We start from the raw sequence: 15,598 nt of genomic DNA, 5'->3' as shown, positions 1-15,598 counted from the left end.
CCCGTCACGCGCGCCACCGGCACTTCACTTGCCTTGGGTAACCTTGTCGGAGTGGAGCAGCAGGACACCCCCGCGGGTCCCCAGGAGCACCGCACGACGACGGTCGAACAGGGCCGTTTCTGTGTGGCCAGGTGCAGTTGCGGCTGGCGGGGTCCGGCCCGCAGAGCCCGCAGCCTGGCCCGGTCGGACGCCGAGGTGCACACGGCCGGTTAGACCCCGGTGGCCGACGGCCTCCCGAACTCCGTTTGCCGCCCCGGGCGCACGCGCGCGCCGCCCTCACGCTGTAGCGATTCTGTGGCACTTCCCGGCGCAACCCCGCCCGACGAGGCCTCGTCTCGTTCTGCGGAACCCAAGGGAGGCGCACATGCAACGGCGTACGTTCATCGGCGGGGCCACCGCCGCGCTCGCGGCGACGGTCACCACCACCGCGTGCGGCGGCGGTTCCCCGGCCGCCGGCACGTCCCTGCGGACGGACAGTGCCGGCGCGCAGGCCCCCGCCAACTGGACGGCCCTGGCCAGGGATCTGGACGGCACCCTGGTGCGCCCCGGCGACCACGACTGGACCACCGCCCGCCAGCTCTACAACACCCGCTTCGACGGGCTGAAGCCGGCGGCCGTGGCCTACGTGGCGCACACCGGCGACATCCGCACCGTGCTGGCGTACGCGCGCGTGCACAACGTCAAGGTGGCGATACGCAACGGCGGCCACTCCTACGCCGGTTGGTCCTCGGGCGACGGCCGGCTGATCCTCGACGTGAGCCGGCTGAACGCGATACGGGCCGGGGGCGGCGAGGCGGTGGTCGGCGCCGGCGCCAAGCTGATCGACGTCTACCGCGCGCTCACCGCGAAGGGCGTGACCATACCCGCCGGTTCCTGCCCCACCGTCGGCGTCTCCGGCCTGACCCTCGGCGGCGGCCACGGCGTCGTCTCCCGGGCCTACGGACTGACCTGCGACAGCCTCACCCAGGCGACCCTGATCACGGCGGACGGCAAGCAGCTCGTCGCGAACGCCACCGAGAACAAGGACCTGTTCTGGGCCCTGCGCGGCGCGGGCAACGGCAACTTCGGCGTCGTCACCGAGCTGCGCTTCCGGACCCACCCGGCGCCGCAGGCCGTGTCGGCGTACCTGACCTGGCCCTGGTCCAAGGCCGCCGCCGTGCTCGAGGCCTGGCAGGAGTGGGGCCCGGGCCAGCCCGACGAGATCTGGTCGTCCTGCCACCTCGAGAACGGCGGCACACCCACCGTCTCCGTCTCCGCCTTCTCCCTCGGCACCTACGGCGAACTGAAGAACGCCGTCGACCGCCTCGCCGCGCGGATCGGCTCCCCGGCGCGCACCGTCTCGCTCCGGCGGCATTCCTACGAGGGCGCCATGGAGGCGTACGCGGGCTGCTCCTCCTTCCCCACCGCGGCCCAGTGCCACCTGCCGGGCTCCACGCCGGGCCGCAGCCCCAAGGGCGCCCTCGGACGGGAGACGTACACGGCCCGCTCCGACTTCTTCGACCGTTCGATCCCGGCGGCCGGCATCCAGACGATCCTCAAGCAGATCACGCAGGTGCGGGGCGGCGCGGGCAGCGTCGCGTTCATCGCGCTCGGCGGCGCGGTCAACCGGGTGGCTCCGACGGCCACGGCGTTCGTGCACCGCCGGTCGCGGATGCTGGCCCAGTACATCGCGAGCTGGGGCGCGGGCGGGTCCGGCGCGACGGTCCAGTCGTGGCTGAATTCCGCACACGCGTCGATGCGGAGCTACGCGTCCGGGGCGGCGTACCAGAACTACACCGACCCGACCCTGACGAACTGGCGGAAGGCGTACTACGGGGACGCGGCCACGCGCCTGGCCCAGCTCAAGCACCGCTACGACCCGGACGGCTTCTTCACCTTTCCGCAGTCGCTGTGACCGCGCCAGGACACCGGCGGCTACGCCGCCAGGTCCCGCTCCTGGGTGGAGGACTCCTGCCGCGCCCCGGGGATCACGGTCCCGGCGGCGCGTCCCCCGCGGGCCCGGATCAGCCGTCCGGCGCGCGGTGAGCGCTCGACGGCCTTCATGACCGGGGTGAGCAGGGCCGTGGCGAGCGGGGAGAGCAGCAGGGCGACGGCGGTGCCGAGGGCGAAGCCGCCGATGACGTCCGTCGGGTAGTGCACGCCCATGAAGACCCGGCAGAAGCCCTCGAGGAGCGCCAGAACGAGGCCGAGGAGTCCGAACTTCCGGTTCGCCACGAAGAGTCCGACGGCCATGGCCATGGTGAGCGTGGCGTGGTCGCTGACGAAGGAGTAGTCGGTCTTGCCGGAGACGAGGACGTCGAGGCCCTGGTGGTCGACGAACGGCCGGGGGCGCTCCACGAATCCCCGGATCGGCACGTTCACCAGCACGGCGATACCGGCGGCCAGCGGCGCCCAGACGATCGCCGCCACGGACGACGCCGCGTCCTCACCGCCCCTGCGCCGCACGCTCGTCCAGCACCACAGGACGAGCAGCACCATGGCGAGCAGCAGGCCCCACTCGCCGACGAACTCCATGACCCGGTCGAACCAGTGCGGGGCGTCCTTGGCCAGGCCGTTGATGTCGTAGAGCAGATCGACGTCGGGGTTCGACCCTGTATCGGCCAGTACAGCCATCGTGCGCGGCCCCTTCGTCATCCGTACCGTCCGCGGACACGCCGTGCGCGCGCCGCTCAACCACCCCCGTGGTCGTAGATCCGCTCCACGTCGAGCCCGCTGCCGTACGTCAACGCTCTACGGGAGAAGGAACGCACAGTCGAGTTCCCCGCGTTCCACATTCCACCGAATGATCACGGAGACGTTATCGAAGAGAAACACGTCTTCGCAGCTCACAGGGGTGCGTGTGAGGGAGGGTTCCAGCCAGCGCGCTCCCGCGCGTGCGCCGTTCACATCCCGATTCACACCGTCGTGGGCAGCGCTTTCGCGCCATCCTGGGTGACACGCGTCGCCCCGAAGTAGTCGGAGTTGTCGATCGGGTCGAAACGGATCACGGCACCGGTTCTCGGCGCGTCGATCATGTAGCCGCCGCCGACGTAGATCCCGACGTGGTGGATGGCGCGGGAGTCGGTCGGGTCGTGCGAGAAGAACACCAGGTCGCCGGGGAGCAGTTCGTCGCGGCTGGGGTGCGGTCCGGCGTTGTACTGGTCGTTGGCGACGCGCGGCAGCGTGATGCCCACGCTCGCGTACGCGGCCTTGGTCAGGCCGGAGCAGTCGAAGCGCCCGCCCTCCTCGGGCGTGCCGTCGCCGCCCCACAGGTAGGGGGTGCCGAGCTTCTTCTGCGCGTAGTAGATCGCCCCGGCCGCCTGCTTGGAGGGGTCGAGCCGCTGGACGGGGGCGGCGAAGCTCTGCTCCAGGGTCGTGATGGTCTTCACGTAGTTCTGGGTCTCCTGGTACGGCGGCACGCCTCGGTACCGGATGACCGCGTCGGCCCCCGCGTTGTACGCGGCGAGCATGTTCTGCGTGGGGTCGCCCGGCACCGTCTTGACGTAGGAGGCGAGCTTGCAGTCGTAGGAGGCGGCCGACGGGATCGCGTCGCGCGGGTCCCACACGTCGGCCCTGCCGTCGCCGTTGCCGTCGATGCCGTGGACGGCCCAGGTGCCGGGGATGAACTGCGCTATGCCCTCGGCCTTCGCAGGGCTCTTGGCGTTCGGGTTGAAGCCGCTCTCCTGGTAGAGCTGGGCGGCGAGCAGCGCGGGGTTGATGGCGCTGCACAGGTTGCCCCACTTCTGCACGATGGCGGAGTACGCGGCGGGGACGGCGTTCTTGGCGAGGCCGACGGATCCTTGACCGATGCCGTTCGCGAGGTTCCCGGCGACCGTGTAGACACCGACGACGAGCAGCAGCACGAAGCTCAGCGCGGCACCGACGGCTACGGTCGTCCAGATCCACGCCTTACGCACCGTCAACCGCCCCTCGCCGCCCGGGAGTACGCCGAGGGTCAGTGTAGGGGCGGGAGGTGGCGGGCGACCCTGAAAAGGCCCTGGCCGGACCACCGGGACCGTAGGAGACCGGCCACGGGGCAGCGGTGGCCGGGGGTCATGCCGCGGGTGGCGGGGTGGCGTTCCTACTCGCCGGACGCGGCCCGGTACAGATCCGCGGCCTCTTTGCCGAGTACGACGCTGTAGGACACGTCCGGCGTGGAGCCGCCCTGTTCGTGGCCGCCGAGGACACCCACGACCTCGCCGTACCCGTTCACCCAGGGGCTGCCGCTGGTGCCGCTGGTGAAGCTCGGGCAGTCGATGCGCTGCTGGGTGCGGCTGTGGGCGGTCGGCCGGTTGGTGCAGGTGATCGGGGAGTCCTCGGAGGAGGGGTAGCCGGTGACGGTGACGGCGGTGGCGCCGGTCTCCCGCCCGGTGACGAACCTGTTGCCGCCGACGATGCTCTCGACCTCGACGCCGCCGATGGACTCCACGGTGGCGAAGGCCACGTCGCTGTCCTCGTCCTGGTCACCGCTCCAGCGGTCGCCGACGAAGGTCCTGGTCACCTTCCACACGCCGTAGGGCGCCTTGCCGTCCCGGTAGCCCGGGGCGAACCAGAGCGTGCTGCCGCCCGCACAGTGCGCGGCGGTGACGATCAGGTTGCCGCGCTTGCTGTGCACGACGGAGGCGGTGCAGAAGTGACCGCCCTCCAGCCCTCCGGCCGCTCCGAACAGCGCACCGATGCGGGAGCTGGCCTGAGTGGCCGGCGCCTGCACGGTCACGCCCAGCGGTCCGGGACCGCCGGCGGCCGCCGCCACGGAGGAGGACGTGACAGCCAGCAGAACGACGGCACCGAAGAACGCGTGCCGCCGGTTGCCAGGGGGGCGTGTGATGCGGTTCATCACCTCTTACTGTGGCCCACGAAGGTGAGAAAAACTCTGTGAGCACCCTGAAATTCCTCTATGAGGTTTCATTCCCCCAGCTCAGCGAGTGCATTCGGCCCCCAAGTGCGTCCACCCTCCGGACGCATCGTCCTCGTCCGGCGGGTCCTACCCGCGCATTGTCGAACGTATGCACCGTCGTGCGTATGCACGTCGTACGCGTGCACGCCGTACGCATGCACGGTGCAGTACACACGCACGACGTACTCACGCCACGCACATACGCACGGTGAACTTCAGTTCGAGAGCCTTCCGTCCGTCCGCCTCCCCCTACCCGACGTCCCCTCCCTGTGAACCCCGTCAAGCCGACGCCACGCGCCTGCCATCCCCCGGCCATTGATCAGTAAGCCGGGCACCTCGGTTCGGCAATGCGGAAGTCAGGAATCCCGGGCCCTCTTGTTTGTCGCGTACTCAACAAGCCAGCGTGGTGGCGGGCCGCCGCCTCGTCGCCGGGGACACCGAACCGGCGACGCACCCGCACGCATTCCCTGTCGAACCGACTCAGGAGAACGCACGTTGCGTACAACACCCCCCAACAGACCGGCCCGCGCCGGCAGGTGGCGCCGCATGGGCTCGGCCGCCGTCGCCACCGCCGCCCTCGTGTTCGCGGGCCTCGGCACCGCGGCCCACGCGGACGCGGCCGCCCCGGCGAAGTCCACCTCCTCCAAGGTGACCTGGACCCGCTCCTGCGCCCTGCCCAAGAAGAAGGGCGAGATGGCGTGCAACGCCCTGCGCGTCACCGGCGGCATCACGGCCTTCCAGCGACAGCAGGCCGCCAAGGAGGGCATCACGCCCCAGGCCGTCTCCCCGAAGGCCGCCTCCGACTCCCCCACCGGCTACGGCCCCGGCGACCTCCAGTCGGCCTACGGCCTGACCGACGCCGCCGCCTCGAACGGCTCCGGCGAGACCATCGCGATCGTCGACGCCTACGACGACCCGAACGCCGAGTCCGACCTCGCCCAGTACCGCTCGTACTACGGCCTCCCGGACTGCACCTCCGACAACGGCTGCTTCACCAAGGTCGGCCAGACCGGCTCCACGACCTCCCTTCCCTCCGCCGACAGCGGCTGGGCCGGTGAGATATCCCTCGACCTGGACATGGCCTCCGCCGTCTGCCCGAACTGCAACATCCTGCTCGTCGAGGCCAAGTCCGCCTCGATGACCAACCTGGGCACCGCCGTCAACGAGGCCGTCAAGCTCGGCGCCAAGTTCGTCTCCAACAGCTACGGCGGCTCCGAGTCCTCCTCCGACTCGACGTACGACTCCTCGTACTTCAAGCACCCGGGCGTCGCCATCACCGTGAGCGCGGGCGACGAGGGCTACGGCGCCGAGTACCCGGCCGCCTCCAGGTACGTCACCGCCGTCGGCGGCACCAGGCTCTCCACCGCCTCCAACAGCCGCGGCTGGAGCGAGAGCGTATGGAGCACCAGCAGCACCGAGGGCACCGGCTCCGGCTGCTCCGCGTACGACGCCAAGCCGTCCTGGCAGACCGACTCCGGCTGCTCCAAGCGCATGGTCGCCGACGTCTCGGCCGTCGCCGACCCCGCCACCGGCGTCTCGGTCTACGACACCTACGGCGACGGCACCGGCTGGGTGACCTACGGCGGCACCAGCGCCTCGGCACCCATCATCGCCGGTGTCTACGCCCTCGCGGGCACCCCGGGCAGCAGCGACTACCCGGCCCAGTACCCGTACGCCGCGGCCGGCACCTCCGCCCTCAACGACGTCACCAGCGGCAGCAACGGCTCCTGCTCCACGAGCTACTTCTGCAAGGCCCGGTCCGGCTATGACGGCCCGACCGGCTGGGGCACCCCGCAGGGGACCGGCGCCTTCACCGGCTGATCCCCTCCTCCCGCACAGGACGGACGCCGTCAGCAAGTAAGTGGGGACTTACCGGCGGCACCCTCCGGGAGACGGGCCGCGGCACCCGGCCGCGGCCCGTTCCCGTGCGCGCCCCTCGCACCACTCGCGCTTCCCGGGGCTTCCCGCACTTCCCGCGCCTCCAGGGCTTCCGGCACTCCTCGCGCTCCCGGGGCTTCCCGCACTCCCCCCTCTCCCGGGGGCTTCCCGTGCTTCGGCGCACATCTGTGCGATCTGACGTGCCACCACCCGACGCGTACGCGCCCCCGGTTCAGGGATAGCCTTCCGCTCGTACGGGTGACACCCGTGCGCCACGGGCCGGCCGGCCGGCTCGCGTCATGGACCCCACCGGGTCCATGACGCAGAAGACGTTAACGACGGAACTGCACGCCGGGTTCCGCTGCGACTTCATTGCCCGGCGTGACCTGCCGTGATACACACAGTGACCATACGCCCCTTCACACACCGGTCCACGCCCCTCGCGAGAGTCCCACGAGGGCCGGATGCAAGGGACACGAACGAAACCCGCCAATCAATGACGCCAAGTCGACATACGACAGCGGCATTGTCGGCGAGAATGGCCCTGACCTCTGCGACGGCGGCAGGGGGCAGGAACAACCCGACAGGGGCGGTGACTTACATGCATCTCGCGGCCGCAAAAGGCGACATCAACACGATCATCGGCGGTATCGCCCCAGACTGGGGACCGTTCGGCAGCCTGGGCAACGAGGCTCGCGTGATGGTGGAGGTGGTGATGGCCGTCGCCATCCTCCTCTGCCTGGCGATCGCGATCTGGGGCGCGGCCAAACAGCGCATCGGCGCGACGGCCCTGCGCGACACGTTCAGCGCCGAGCAGGGCAAGGGCCTCATCATCGCGGGTCTGACCGGAGTCTTCATCATCGGCTCACTGGGCACGCTGTTCACGATCGTGTACGGCATGGCCGTCTAGGCCCGGCCCAGGACCGCCGGGCCCCACCTGGCGCACCGTCAGTCCCCGGCCGGGCGCGCCCGGTACCCCCCTCCGACCCATTCGTCCGTCGCGCCCACCGGCTGAGGTTGCGTTTCCCTGATGTCGAGTCACCACACCGCGCCCGCGCGGCAACCAGCACGGCTACCGTCGTACTTCTACGCGGTTCGAAGCGGCCAAGAGCTGAAGGGGGCGTGCGCGACGTGAGTCCCGGTGACGGTGGATCGGGCGGAGGCGAACCGGAGTACGGCGGAGTCGGGCAGACCCGGACCCGGCTGCCCGAAGGCCGGAGCGCCGACGTGTACGGGGGCGCCAGGCGGGGCCGGTCCTCCTCCCGGAGCCTGGTCACGGTGGTCGGCGTCGTCGTCCTCCTGATCGCGGCGATCGCCTTCGCGAACCGCGAGGACGGACGTTCCTCGCCGGCCGACGGCAGCGGAAACAGAGTCGAATCGGCGCCCACGACGGCTTCGGGAGCACGGCCGGTGCAGTCGAAGACCGGGGGCATCCCTTCGGGCTTCGCGCACGACCAGCAGGGGGCGGAGTCGGCCGCGGCGAACTATGCGGTGGCACTGGGATCCACCGGTATGTTCCAGAAGGACAGCCGGCACACCATCGTCAACACCCTCTACACGCCGGCCGCCGCGGGCAGGCTGCTGGGCCCGATGGACCAGGCCTACTCCGCGAGCTTCCTCAACAAACTGGGGCTGGACGCCGACGGCAACGCTCCACAGGGCAGCACGTTCGTCTCGCGCACGATCCCCGTGGGCACCAAGACCGAGCAGTACGGCGGCGACTCGGCGAAGGTCTCGGTCTGGTACATGGGCCTCATCGGCATGTCCGGCCAGGGATCGACCGACCCGGTCACCTCCACCTGGCGCACATGGACCTTCGAACTGCAATGGTCCGGCGGCGACTGGAAGATCGTCAAGGACTCCCAGACGGACGGCCCCGCACCGGTTCCCGGCGACGACAAGGCGGCCACGTCCGACGAGATCAGCAAGGCCACCGAAGAGTACGGAGGGTTCACCTATGCCCGGTAGCGACCATCGCGTGCTCAAGCTCACCTCGGTCGTGGCCGCTGTACAGACATCGGCCGTGCTGTGGGCCGGCCGTGCCCTCGCCGCACCCTCGCCCACCCCGGCGCCCTCGCTCGGCGGGACCTCCTCGCCCGGCCCGACGCCCTCGCCGACGGCGAGCCACGACTCCTGCGCCGCCATCGTCGGCGAGGCCAAGAAGTACTGCGAGAAGGGAAACACCGGCAGCAGCGGCACCTCCCCCGGCGACCTCACCAACAACACCCTCGACCCCCTCTCCTCCCTGGCGAAGGGCTGTGCCGACGCCGCCTCCTGGACCATCGACAAGCTCAGCGAGGCCGTGAAGGAGACCGCCAACGTCGACTTCACCAACCAGAAGTTCCTCCAGCAGTACGCCATCGTCTTCGCGGCCTCCGCCATCCTCACGCTCCTGCTGTGGCTGCTGGCCGTGGCCAAGCGGGCCGTGCGCGGTGTTCCGCTCTCCACCGCCATCAGCGAAGCCGTCGGCTTCCTCTGGCTCACCGTGCTGGCCTCCGCGTTCACCCCGCTGATCCTGTACACCGTCGTCTCGGCGACCGACGCCGTCAGCGAGGTCCTGGCCAAGGGCACCGGCGACCAGACGACCACGTTCTTCGGCACCTTCTCCGGTGCGCTCAGCAAGGGCACCGGCATCGGCGGCGGCCCCATCATGCTGATCATCGTCTCGCTGGTGTCCATCCTCGCCGCCGGCGTCCTCTACCTGGAACTGTTCCTGCGGGCCGTCCTCCTGTACGTCGGCGCCCTGCTCGGCGTCGTCGTCTACTCCGGCCTCGTCGACAAGAACCTCTGGGGCCACGTCCGCCGCTGGGCGGGCATCATGATCGCGGTCATCCTGGTCAAGCCGGTCATCGTCATCGTGCTCGGCCTCGCCGGCGCCCTCGCCTCCGACGGCGGCCCCGACTCCCTCGCCGCCGTGGTCTCCGGGCTCGCCATCATCCTGCTCGCCATCTTCGCGAGCGCCATGATCTACCGGTTCGTCCCCGGGTTCGGCGACGAGATCGTCAACTCCCGCAACAACCGCATCATGCAGGGCGCCGAGCGCAAGGCCGCCGCCGTCATCAGCTCCCCGGCGACCCTCGTCGCCCAGGGCATCAAGACCCACAGCACCCGCGCCGACAGCAACGGCGGCCAGGCCGCGGGCGCCACCCAGCCGCCCCGCCCCGCCAACCCCGCCTCCGGCGGCGTGGCCGCGCACAGCACCCGCACCCCGGGCGGCGGATCCGTCCCCTCCGCGCCCCCGCCGCGCACCAGCCCGGCCCAGACACCGCACGCAAGCAGCACCCGCAACAACAGCACCAACCGCACAGGAGGTGAAGGGCGTTGACGACCGAGTCCCACGTGTCCCATCCGGTCACGCCCCGCCGTACATATCTGATCGGCCGCGCCCGGCCGAACGCGATCATCGGCCGCAACCGCGAGTCCGGCGAGATCGCGCTGATCATCGCGGGCGCGTTCCTCGGCATGATGTGCGGGCTCCTCGTCCCCGTCCTGTCCCTGCGCATCGTGCTCCTGATGGGCTTCCCGCTGCTCGCGCTGGCCGCCGTGTACGTGCCGTACAAGCACCGCACGTTCTACAAGTGGTTCGAGATCAACCGCAGTTACAAGCGCACCCTGCGCCAGGGCGCGGCCTACCGGTCGGGCGTCATGGAGGCCGGCACCCGGCTCGACGGGCGCGAGGTGGAGGTCGGGCCGCCCCCGGGCATCGGCCGCATCTCCTGGCTCGCCGCCCCCTTCGGACCCGACGAGATCGCCGTCCTCCTGCACGCCGACCGCAGGACGGTCACCGCCGCGATCGAGATCGAGGGCCCCGGCGTCGGCCTGCGCGACAGCGAGGACCAGGAGGCCCTCGTCGACCGCTTCGGCACCCTGCTGAAGCACGTCGCGAACGGCGACGGCTTCGTCACCCGCCTCCAGATGCTGGCCCGCACCCTGCCCGCCGACCCGGACGCGCACGCCAAGGACGTCGCCCAGCGCGGCGACGAACGCTCACCGGCCTGGCTGCGGCAGTCCTACGACCAGTTGCTGTCCATGGTGTCCACCAGCAGCGAGCAGCACCGCGCCTACCTCGTCGCCTGCATGCACTACACCCGCGAACTGGCCGCCGAGGCGCAGGCCATGGCCCGCGCCGCCCGGCCGCAGAACGGCAGGAAGGTCGACCGGGACGCCGGACTCGCGGTCGTCATGGCACGCGAGCTGACCGACATCTGCTCCCGCCTCCAGGAAGCCGACATCCGTGTCCGGCAGCCGCTGGGGCAGGGCCGGCTCGCCTCCCTCATCCACTCCATGTACGACCCGGACCACCCCATCGACCACATCCAGGCGATGACCAAGCGCAACGCCTGGCCCGCCGAGCTCGACGCCACCGAGCCCACCTACCTCCAGGCCAAGACCCGCGAGTCCTCCACCCGCGCCCCCTGGTGCCACGCCACCGCGTGGGTCAAGGAGTGGCCGATGACCCCGGTCGGCGTGAACTTCCTCGCGCCGCTCCTCGTCCACACCCCGGACGTCATCCGGACCGTCGCCGTCACGATGGACCTCGAACCCACCGAGATCGCCATCGAACGCATGCTCACCGAGAAGACCAACGACGAGGCGGAGGCGAGCCGCGCCGCCAAGATGAACCGCACCGTGGACCCCCGCGACATCGCCGCCCACTCCCGCCTCGACCAGCGCGGCGAGGACCTCGCGAGCGGCGCCGCGGGCGTCAACCTGGTCGGCTACATCACCGTCTCATCCCGTTCCCCGGAAGCCCTGGCCCGCGACAAGCGGACCATCCGTGCCTCGGCAGGCAAGTCGTATCTGAAGCTGGAGTGGTGCGACCGCGAGCACCACCGGGCCTTCGTGAACACGCTCCCCTTCGCCACCGGCATTCGGAGGTAAGGCCCTGATGCGGGATCCGCTGTCCGTCCTGACCGACGCCTTCACGTCCTTCCTCTTCGGCAAGGTCGAGACGACCCGGCTGCCCGTCCGCACCTCCACGGGCCAGGCCCAGGCCGTCTACCTGCCGACGGCCGCGCCCGGCCTCGGTGACTCCGGGGTCATCATCGGCCGCGAGGTGTACTCCGGGAAGGGCTACATCTACGACCCCTTCCAGCTCTACGGCCAGCAGCTCCCGGCGCCGCACTGGCTCGTCCTCGGCGAGTCCGGCAACGGCAAGTCGGCGCTGGAGAAGACCTACGTCCTGCGCCAGCTCAGGTTCCGCGACCGGCAGGTCGTGGTCCTGGACGCGCAGGGCGAGGACGGCGTCGGCGAGTGGAACCTCATCGCCGAGGAGCTGGGGATAACCCCCATCCGGCTCGACCCGATGGCCGCCCTGGACCACGGCATCCGGCTCAACCCGCTCGACCCCGCGATCACCACGACGGGGCAGCTCGCACTGCTCCGCACGATCATCGAGGTCGCCATGGGCCACGGCCTGGACGAACGGTCCGGCTTCGCCCTGAAGGTCGCCCACGCCTACGTCAACGAGACGATCGTCGAACGCCAGCCCGTGCTCAGCGACATCGTCGAACAGCTACGGCACCCCGAGCCCGAGTCGGCCGAGGCGATGAACGTCGCCCTGGACGACGTACGCGCCTGGGGCCTGGACGTGGCCCTCGTCCTGGACCGCCTGGTCGACGGCGACCTCCGCGGCATGTTCGACGGCCCCACCACGGTCGGCATCGACCTGGACGCCCCGCTGATCGTGTTCGACCTGTCCCACATCGACCGCAACTCCATCGCCATGCCGATCCTGATGGCGATCGTCGGTGTGTGGCTGGAGCACACCTGGATCCGCCCCGACCGGAAGAAGCGCATCTTCCTGGTCGAGGAGGCCTGGCACATCATCAACAGCCCGTTCGTGGCCCAGCTCTTCCAGCGGCTGCTGAAGTTCGGCCGGCGCCTCGGTCTGTCCTTCGTGGCGGTGGTCCACCACCTGAGCGACGTCGTGGACGGAGCCGCGGCCAAGGAGGCCGCGGCGATCCTGAAGATGGCGTCGACCAGGACGATTTATGCCCAGAAGGCGGACGAGGCACGGGCGACCGGCCGCGTCCTCGGTCTCCCCAGGTGGGCGGTGGAGATCATCCCGACCCTCACCCCCGGCATCGCGGTCTGGGACGTCAACGGCAACGTCCAGGTCGTCAAGCACCTGATCACGGAGATGGAGCGGCCGCTCGTCTTCACCGACCGCGCGATGACGGAGTCGTCGAGCGACCACCGGGCCGACGACGCACTGCACGCCGCGGAACTCGAGGCGGAGGAACGCGCGGCGGCGTTCGTCGAACAACGGCTGAGCGATCTGGACGGCTCGTCCGAGACCACGGTGGCGTAGCAACATGCGAAACATGGGGTTCATGGGGTCCCGATGAGACCAGGCAAGGACCGGCAGGAGCGACCGGAACGGCAGCAGGACGTCCAGGGCGGCATCCCCGACGGGCTGTTGGTGGGCCTGCTCGCCTTCCTGCTCGGCGTGACGCTGATGGTGTGGACGGCCGCGGGCCTCGCGGGCTGGTTCGCCCATGGCGCGTGGCCGCAGGGCGTACGGATCAGCAGCACCCCGGTGGCCATGCGCCACCTGATCACCGAACCCCACGACATCACGGGAGCCTGGCCGGACACACCACCGGACCAACTGTCGGGATACGGGCTGTTCTGGGGCCTGTTCATAGGCGAACTGATGGTGCTGTTCGTACTGACGGTCTTCGCGATCGGCACGGTGGCGCGGTGGAAGGCGGTACGAGCCCGCAGGAAGGCGGAGGTGGCGGCCGGGAGACCGAACGGAGCCGTGGCCGGAAGACCGCACGGGGCCGTGGCCTGGGGACAGCAGGGGGCGGCGGCCGACGCCGCGCCAGATCCCTTCACCGCCGCCGCACCGAGCACGGCCCCCTTCACCGCCGCCGCACCGGACGCGGCCCCCTACCCGGCCCCGGCCCCGGCTGCTGCGCCCCTCCCCGAGCACCTCGGCACCCGACCGCCGACGCCGGCCCACGGTCCGGTCCCCTCCACGGCCGCCGTGGAACACGCCGCAGCCGGGGCTCCCGCACTCGCGGCCCCCACCACCCCCGCTTCCGCTCCCGCTCCCGTCCCGGGGACCGGGAAGGCGCCCTCCGTCGTCCTCGGCGGCCCCGACGTCCGTCATCCCGCCGCCGCGCAGGCCGTACGCGACGCGGAGGGGCCGGCTCTCGTCATCACCTCCAGCCCCGCCCTGTGGTCCGAGACCAAGGACGCCCGCGCCAAGCTCGGACCCGTCCTCCTCTACGACCCCTCCCACCTGTGCGACACCCCTGCCCGGCTGCACTGGTCACCGGCCGCCGACTGCGCGGACAAGGCGACCGCGGCCGCCCGCGCGGCCGCGCTGCTCGCCCCCGTACGCCCCACGGCCCGTATCGACCAGGCGGTCGCCGACGTGGCGGAAACGCTCCTGCGCAGCTATCTGCACGCCGCCGCCATAGAGGGCCGCACCATCCGGCACATCCACCGCTGGGCCCAGGGCACACAGGTCCAGGAGGCGGTACGAGCCCTGCGGACGAACCCCAAGGCGTCATCCGGCGCGGCAGGCGAACTGGAGGCCGCGCTCACCTCGCACCCCGAACGCCGGGACATGGCACAGGAACTGACAGCCCGCGCACTGTCCTCACTGTTCACGGTCAATATCCGCGAGGCATGCACACCCAACCGAAATGACAGCCTCGCCTTGGATTCCTTCGTCAACGAAGGGGGCACACTTTATGTGGTCGGTGAATCCATCGAGGACCCCCGCCAGCACCCCGGCGCGATGCCGCTGCTGACGGCCCTCGCCTCCAGCGTGGTCGAGCGCGGCCGCCGCATGGCCGAACGGTCATCCTCCGGTCGCCTCGACCCACCACTCACCCTGGTCCTGGACGACGTGGCCGCGGTGGCCCCGCTGCCCCAGCTTCCGGACCTCCTGTCCACAGGAGCGGAACAGGGACTGCCGACAGTGGCCCTGCTCCGCTCCAGAGAACAGGCCCGAAGCCGCTGGCCCCGGTACGAACTGCCCGTGTAACAGGCCCCGGCCGGCCCGCCGGCTACGCCCGCTCGATGACGAACTCCAGCTCTCGCTCCCGCTCCCGGCCCGCTCCGGACATCGGCATCGTGACCCCGCTGGGCACGAACCCCACCCGGCGATAGAACGCCTGGGCCCGGCCGTTGTCCTCGTGCACGATCAGCCGTACCCGCTCCACCCCGAGCCCCCAGGCCCACTGCAGGGCCTCGTCGAACAGCACCTCGGTCAGCCCGCACCCACGGTGGTCGGGGCGGACGTACACGCCGACGACGTGCCCCTGCCGCCGCTCGACCGGAAACCCCGCCCAGTCCTTGGTGCCGGCTTCCTCGACGAGCACCGTGACGGTCCCGACCCACTCGCCGTCCGGCCCCTCCGCCACGAACTGGTGCGCGTGGGCCGACTCCTCCGCACCCCCGGCCGCACGCTCCTGCCAGAAGGAGTCCGGCTTGGCCAAGGCCTCGTCGTACGTCTCCAGGAAGGCGAGGTGCGCCACGGGGTCCTGGAGCGCGAGGAGGCGCAGCGCTTTCACCGCCGGCCATTCCTCGGCGCGTATGGCGCGAACGACGTACGTCTCAACGAAATCGGAGCTGCTCATGGGGCAACCGTAGTGCCCCCGCGTCCGTGGTCGCCGTCCAATTTCTCCGCCGGCCCGTGCCTGGACGTGCCGACCCACGCCGTACCTGTCCGGCAAACGCAAAAAAGCCCCAACTCACCGCGGCTACCCGGGAGTTGGGGCTCTTTTTCAAGAATTGTTCGGCGGTGTCCTACTCTCCCACAGGGTCCCCCCTGCAGTACCATCGGCGCTGTGAGGCTTAGCTTCCGGGTTCGGAATGTAACCG

Annotated in this window: 13 protein-coding genes and 1 rRNA gene; 9 read left to right on the top strand and 5 right to left on the bottom strand. The window is 70.6% G+C overall.

What is annotated here, in order from left to right:
* Nucleotides 1-51: 51 nt before the first annotated feature.
* Both ACZ4SW_RS23075 and ACZ4SW_RS23070 read left to right on the top strand, forming a co-directional pair.
* Nucleotides 52-213 carry a hypothetical protein gene (locus tag ACZ4SW_RS23075; protein WP_468247863.1) on the top strand — a complete coding sequence of 54 codons (162 nt, stop codon included), beginning with the start codon at nt 52-54 and terminating at the stop codon, nt 211-213.
* Between the two features lie 151 nt (nt 214-364).
* Entirely contained in the window at nt 365-1,894 is a 1,530-nt protein-coding gene (locus ACZ4SW_RS23070) for an FAD-binding oxidoreductase (RefSeq protein WP_468247856.1), read from the top strand.
* Between the two features lie 20 nt (nt 1,895-1,914).
* Here the strand turns inward: ACZ4SW_RS23070 and ACZ4SW_RS23065 are convergent, their stop codons facing one another.
* The 3 genes from ACZ4SW_RS23065 to ACZ4SW_RS23055 form a co-directional block, all read right to left on the bottom strand.
* Entirely contained in the window at nt 1,915-2,613 is a 699-nt protein-coding gene (locus ACZ4SW_RS23065) for a phosphatase PAP2 family protein (protein ID WP_468247849.1), read from the bottom strand.
* 281 nt (nt 2,614-2,894) lie between these two features.
* The gene (locus ACZ4SW_RS23060; RefSeq protein WP_468247843.1) at nt 2,895-3,902 is read right to left on the bottom strand and encodes a C40 family peptidase; all 1,008 of its coding nucleotides are present in this window, start codon (nt 3,900-3,902) and stop codon (nt 2,895-2,897) included.
* Nucleotides 3,903-4,060: 158 nt separating this feature from the next.
* Nucleotides 4,061-4,816 (bottom strand): trypsin-like serine peptidase, encoded by a 756-nt coding sequence (locus ACZ4SW_RS23055; protein ID WP_468247836.1) that lies wholly within the window; start codon nt 4,814-4,816, stop codon nt 4,061-4,063.
* Between the two features lie 555 nt (nt 4,817-5,371).
* Here ACZ4SW_RS23055 and ACZ4SW_RS23050 point away from each other — a divergent pair.
* The 7 genes from ACZ4SW_RS23050 (at nt 5,372) to ACZ4SW_RS23020 (ending at nt 14,759) form a co-directional block, all read left to right on the top strand.
* Nucleotides 5,372-6,697: a S53 family peptidase gene (locus tag ACZ4SW_RS23050; protein WP_468247832.1), complete on the top strand. Its 1,326-nt coding sequence runs from the start codon at nt 5,372-5,374 to the stop codon at nt 6,695-6,697.
* Between the two features lie 658 nt (nt 6,698-7,355).
* Nucleotides 7,356-7,664 carry a hypothetical protein gene (locus ACZ4SW_RS23045; RefSeq protein ID WP_043441655.1) on the top strand — a complete coding sequence of 103 codons (309 nt, stop codon included), beginning with the start codon at nt 7,356-7,358 and terminating at the stop codon, nt 7,662-7,664.
* Nucleotides 7,665-7,885: 221 nt separating this feature from the next.
* Nucleotides 7,886-8,722 (top strand): DUF8175 domain-containg protein, encoded by an 837-nt coding sequence (locus ACZ4SW_RS23040; RefSeq protein WP_468247827.1) that lies wholly within the window; start codon nt 7,886-7,888, stop codon nt 8,720-8,722.
* Nucleotides 8,712-10,079: a hypothetical protein gene (locus ACZ4SW_RS23035; protein WP_468247824.1), complete on the top strand. Its 1,368-nt coding sequence runs from the start codon at nt 8,712-8,714 to the stop codon at nt 10,077-10,079. Before ACZ4SW_RS23040 ends, ACZ4SW_RS23035 begins: the two co-directional genes overlap by 11 nt.
* Nucleotides 10,076-11,635, top strand: a complete 1,560-nt coding sequence (locus ACZ4SW_RS23030) for an SCO6880 family protein (RefSeq protein ID WP_468247820.1) — start codon at nt 10,076-10,078, stop codon at nt 11,633-11,635. Before ACZ4SW_RS23035 ends, ACZ4SW_RS23030 begins: the two co-directional genes overlap by 4 nt.
* Nucleotides 11,636-11,642: 7 nt before the next feature.
* The gene (locus tag ACZ4SW_RS23025) at nt 11,643-13,067 is read left to right on the top strand and encodes an ATP-binding protein (RefSeq protein ID WP_468247813.1); all 1,425 of its coding nucleotides are present in this window, start codon (nt 11,643-11,645) and stop codon (nt 13,065-13,067) included.
* A gap of 33 nt (nt 13,068-13,100) precedes the next feature.
* Nucleotides 13,101-14,759: a type IV secretory system conjugative DNA transfer family protein gene (locus tag ACZ4SW_RS23020; protein ID WP_468247808.1), complete on the top strand. Its 1,659-nt coding sequence runs from the start codon at nt 13,101-13,103 to the stop codon at nt 14,757-14,759.
* A 22-nt stretch (nt 14,760-14,781) separates the two neighbouring features.
* Here ACZ4SW_RS23020 and ACZ4SW_RS23015 read toward each other — a convergent pair whose 3' ends face one another.
* On the bottom strand, nt 14,782-15,354 hold the full coding sequence (locus tag ACZ4SW_RS23015; RefSeq protein WP_468247802.1) for a GNAT family N-acetyltransferase: 573 nt from the start codon (nt 15,352-15,354) through the stop codon (nt 14,782-14,784).
* Between the two features lie 156 nt (nt 15,355-15,510).
* A 5S ribosomal RNA gene (rrf, locus tag ACZ4SW_RS23010) occupies nt 15,511-15,598 on the bottom strand; the annotation flags it as partial.

This window comes from Streptomyces sp. NPDC028331, from assembly GCF_055565775.1.
Note: the sequence above shows the minus strand (reverse complement) of the source record. Positions and strands in the feature narration are given on the sequence as shown.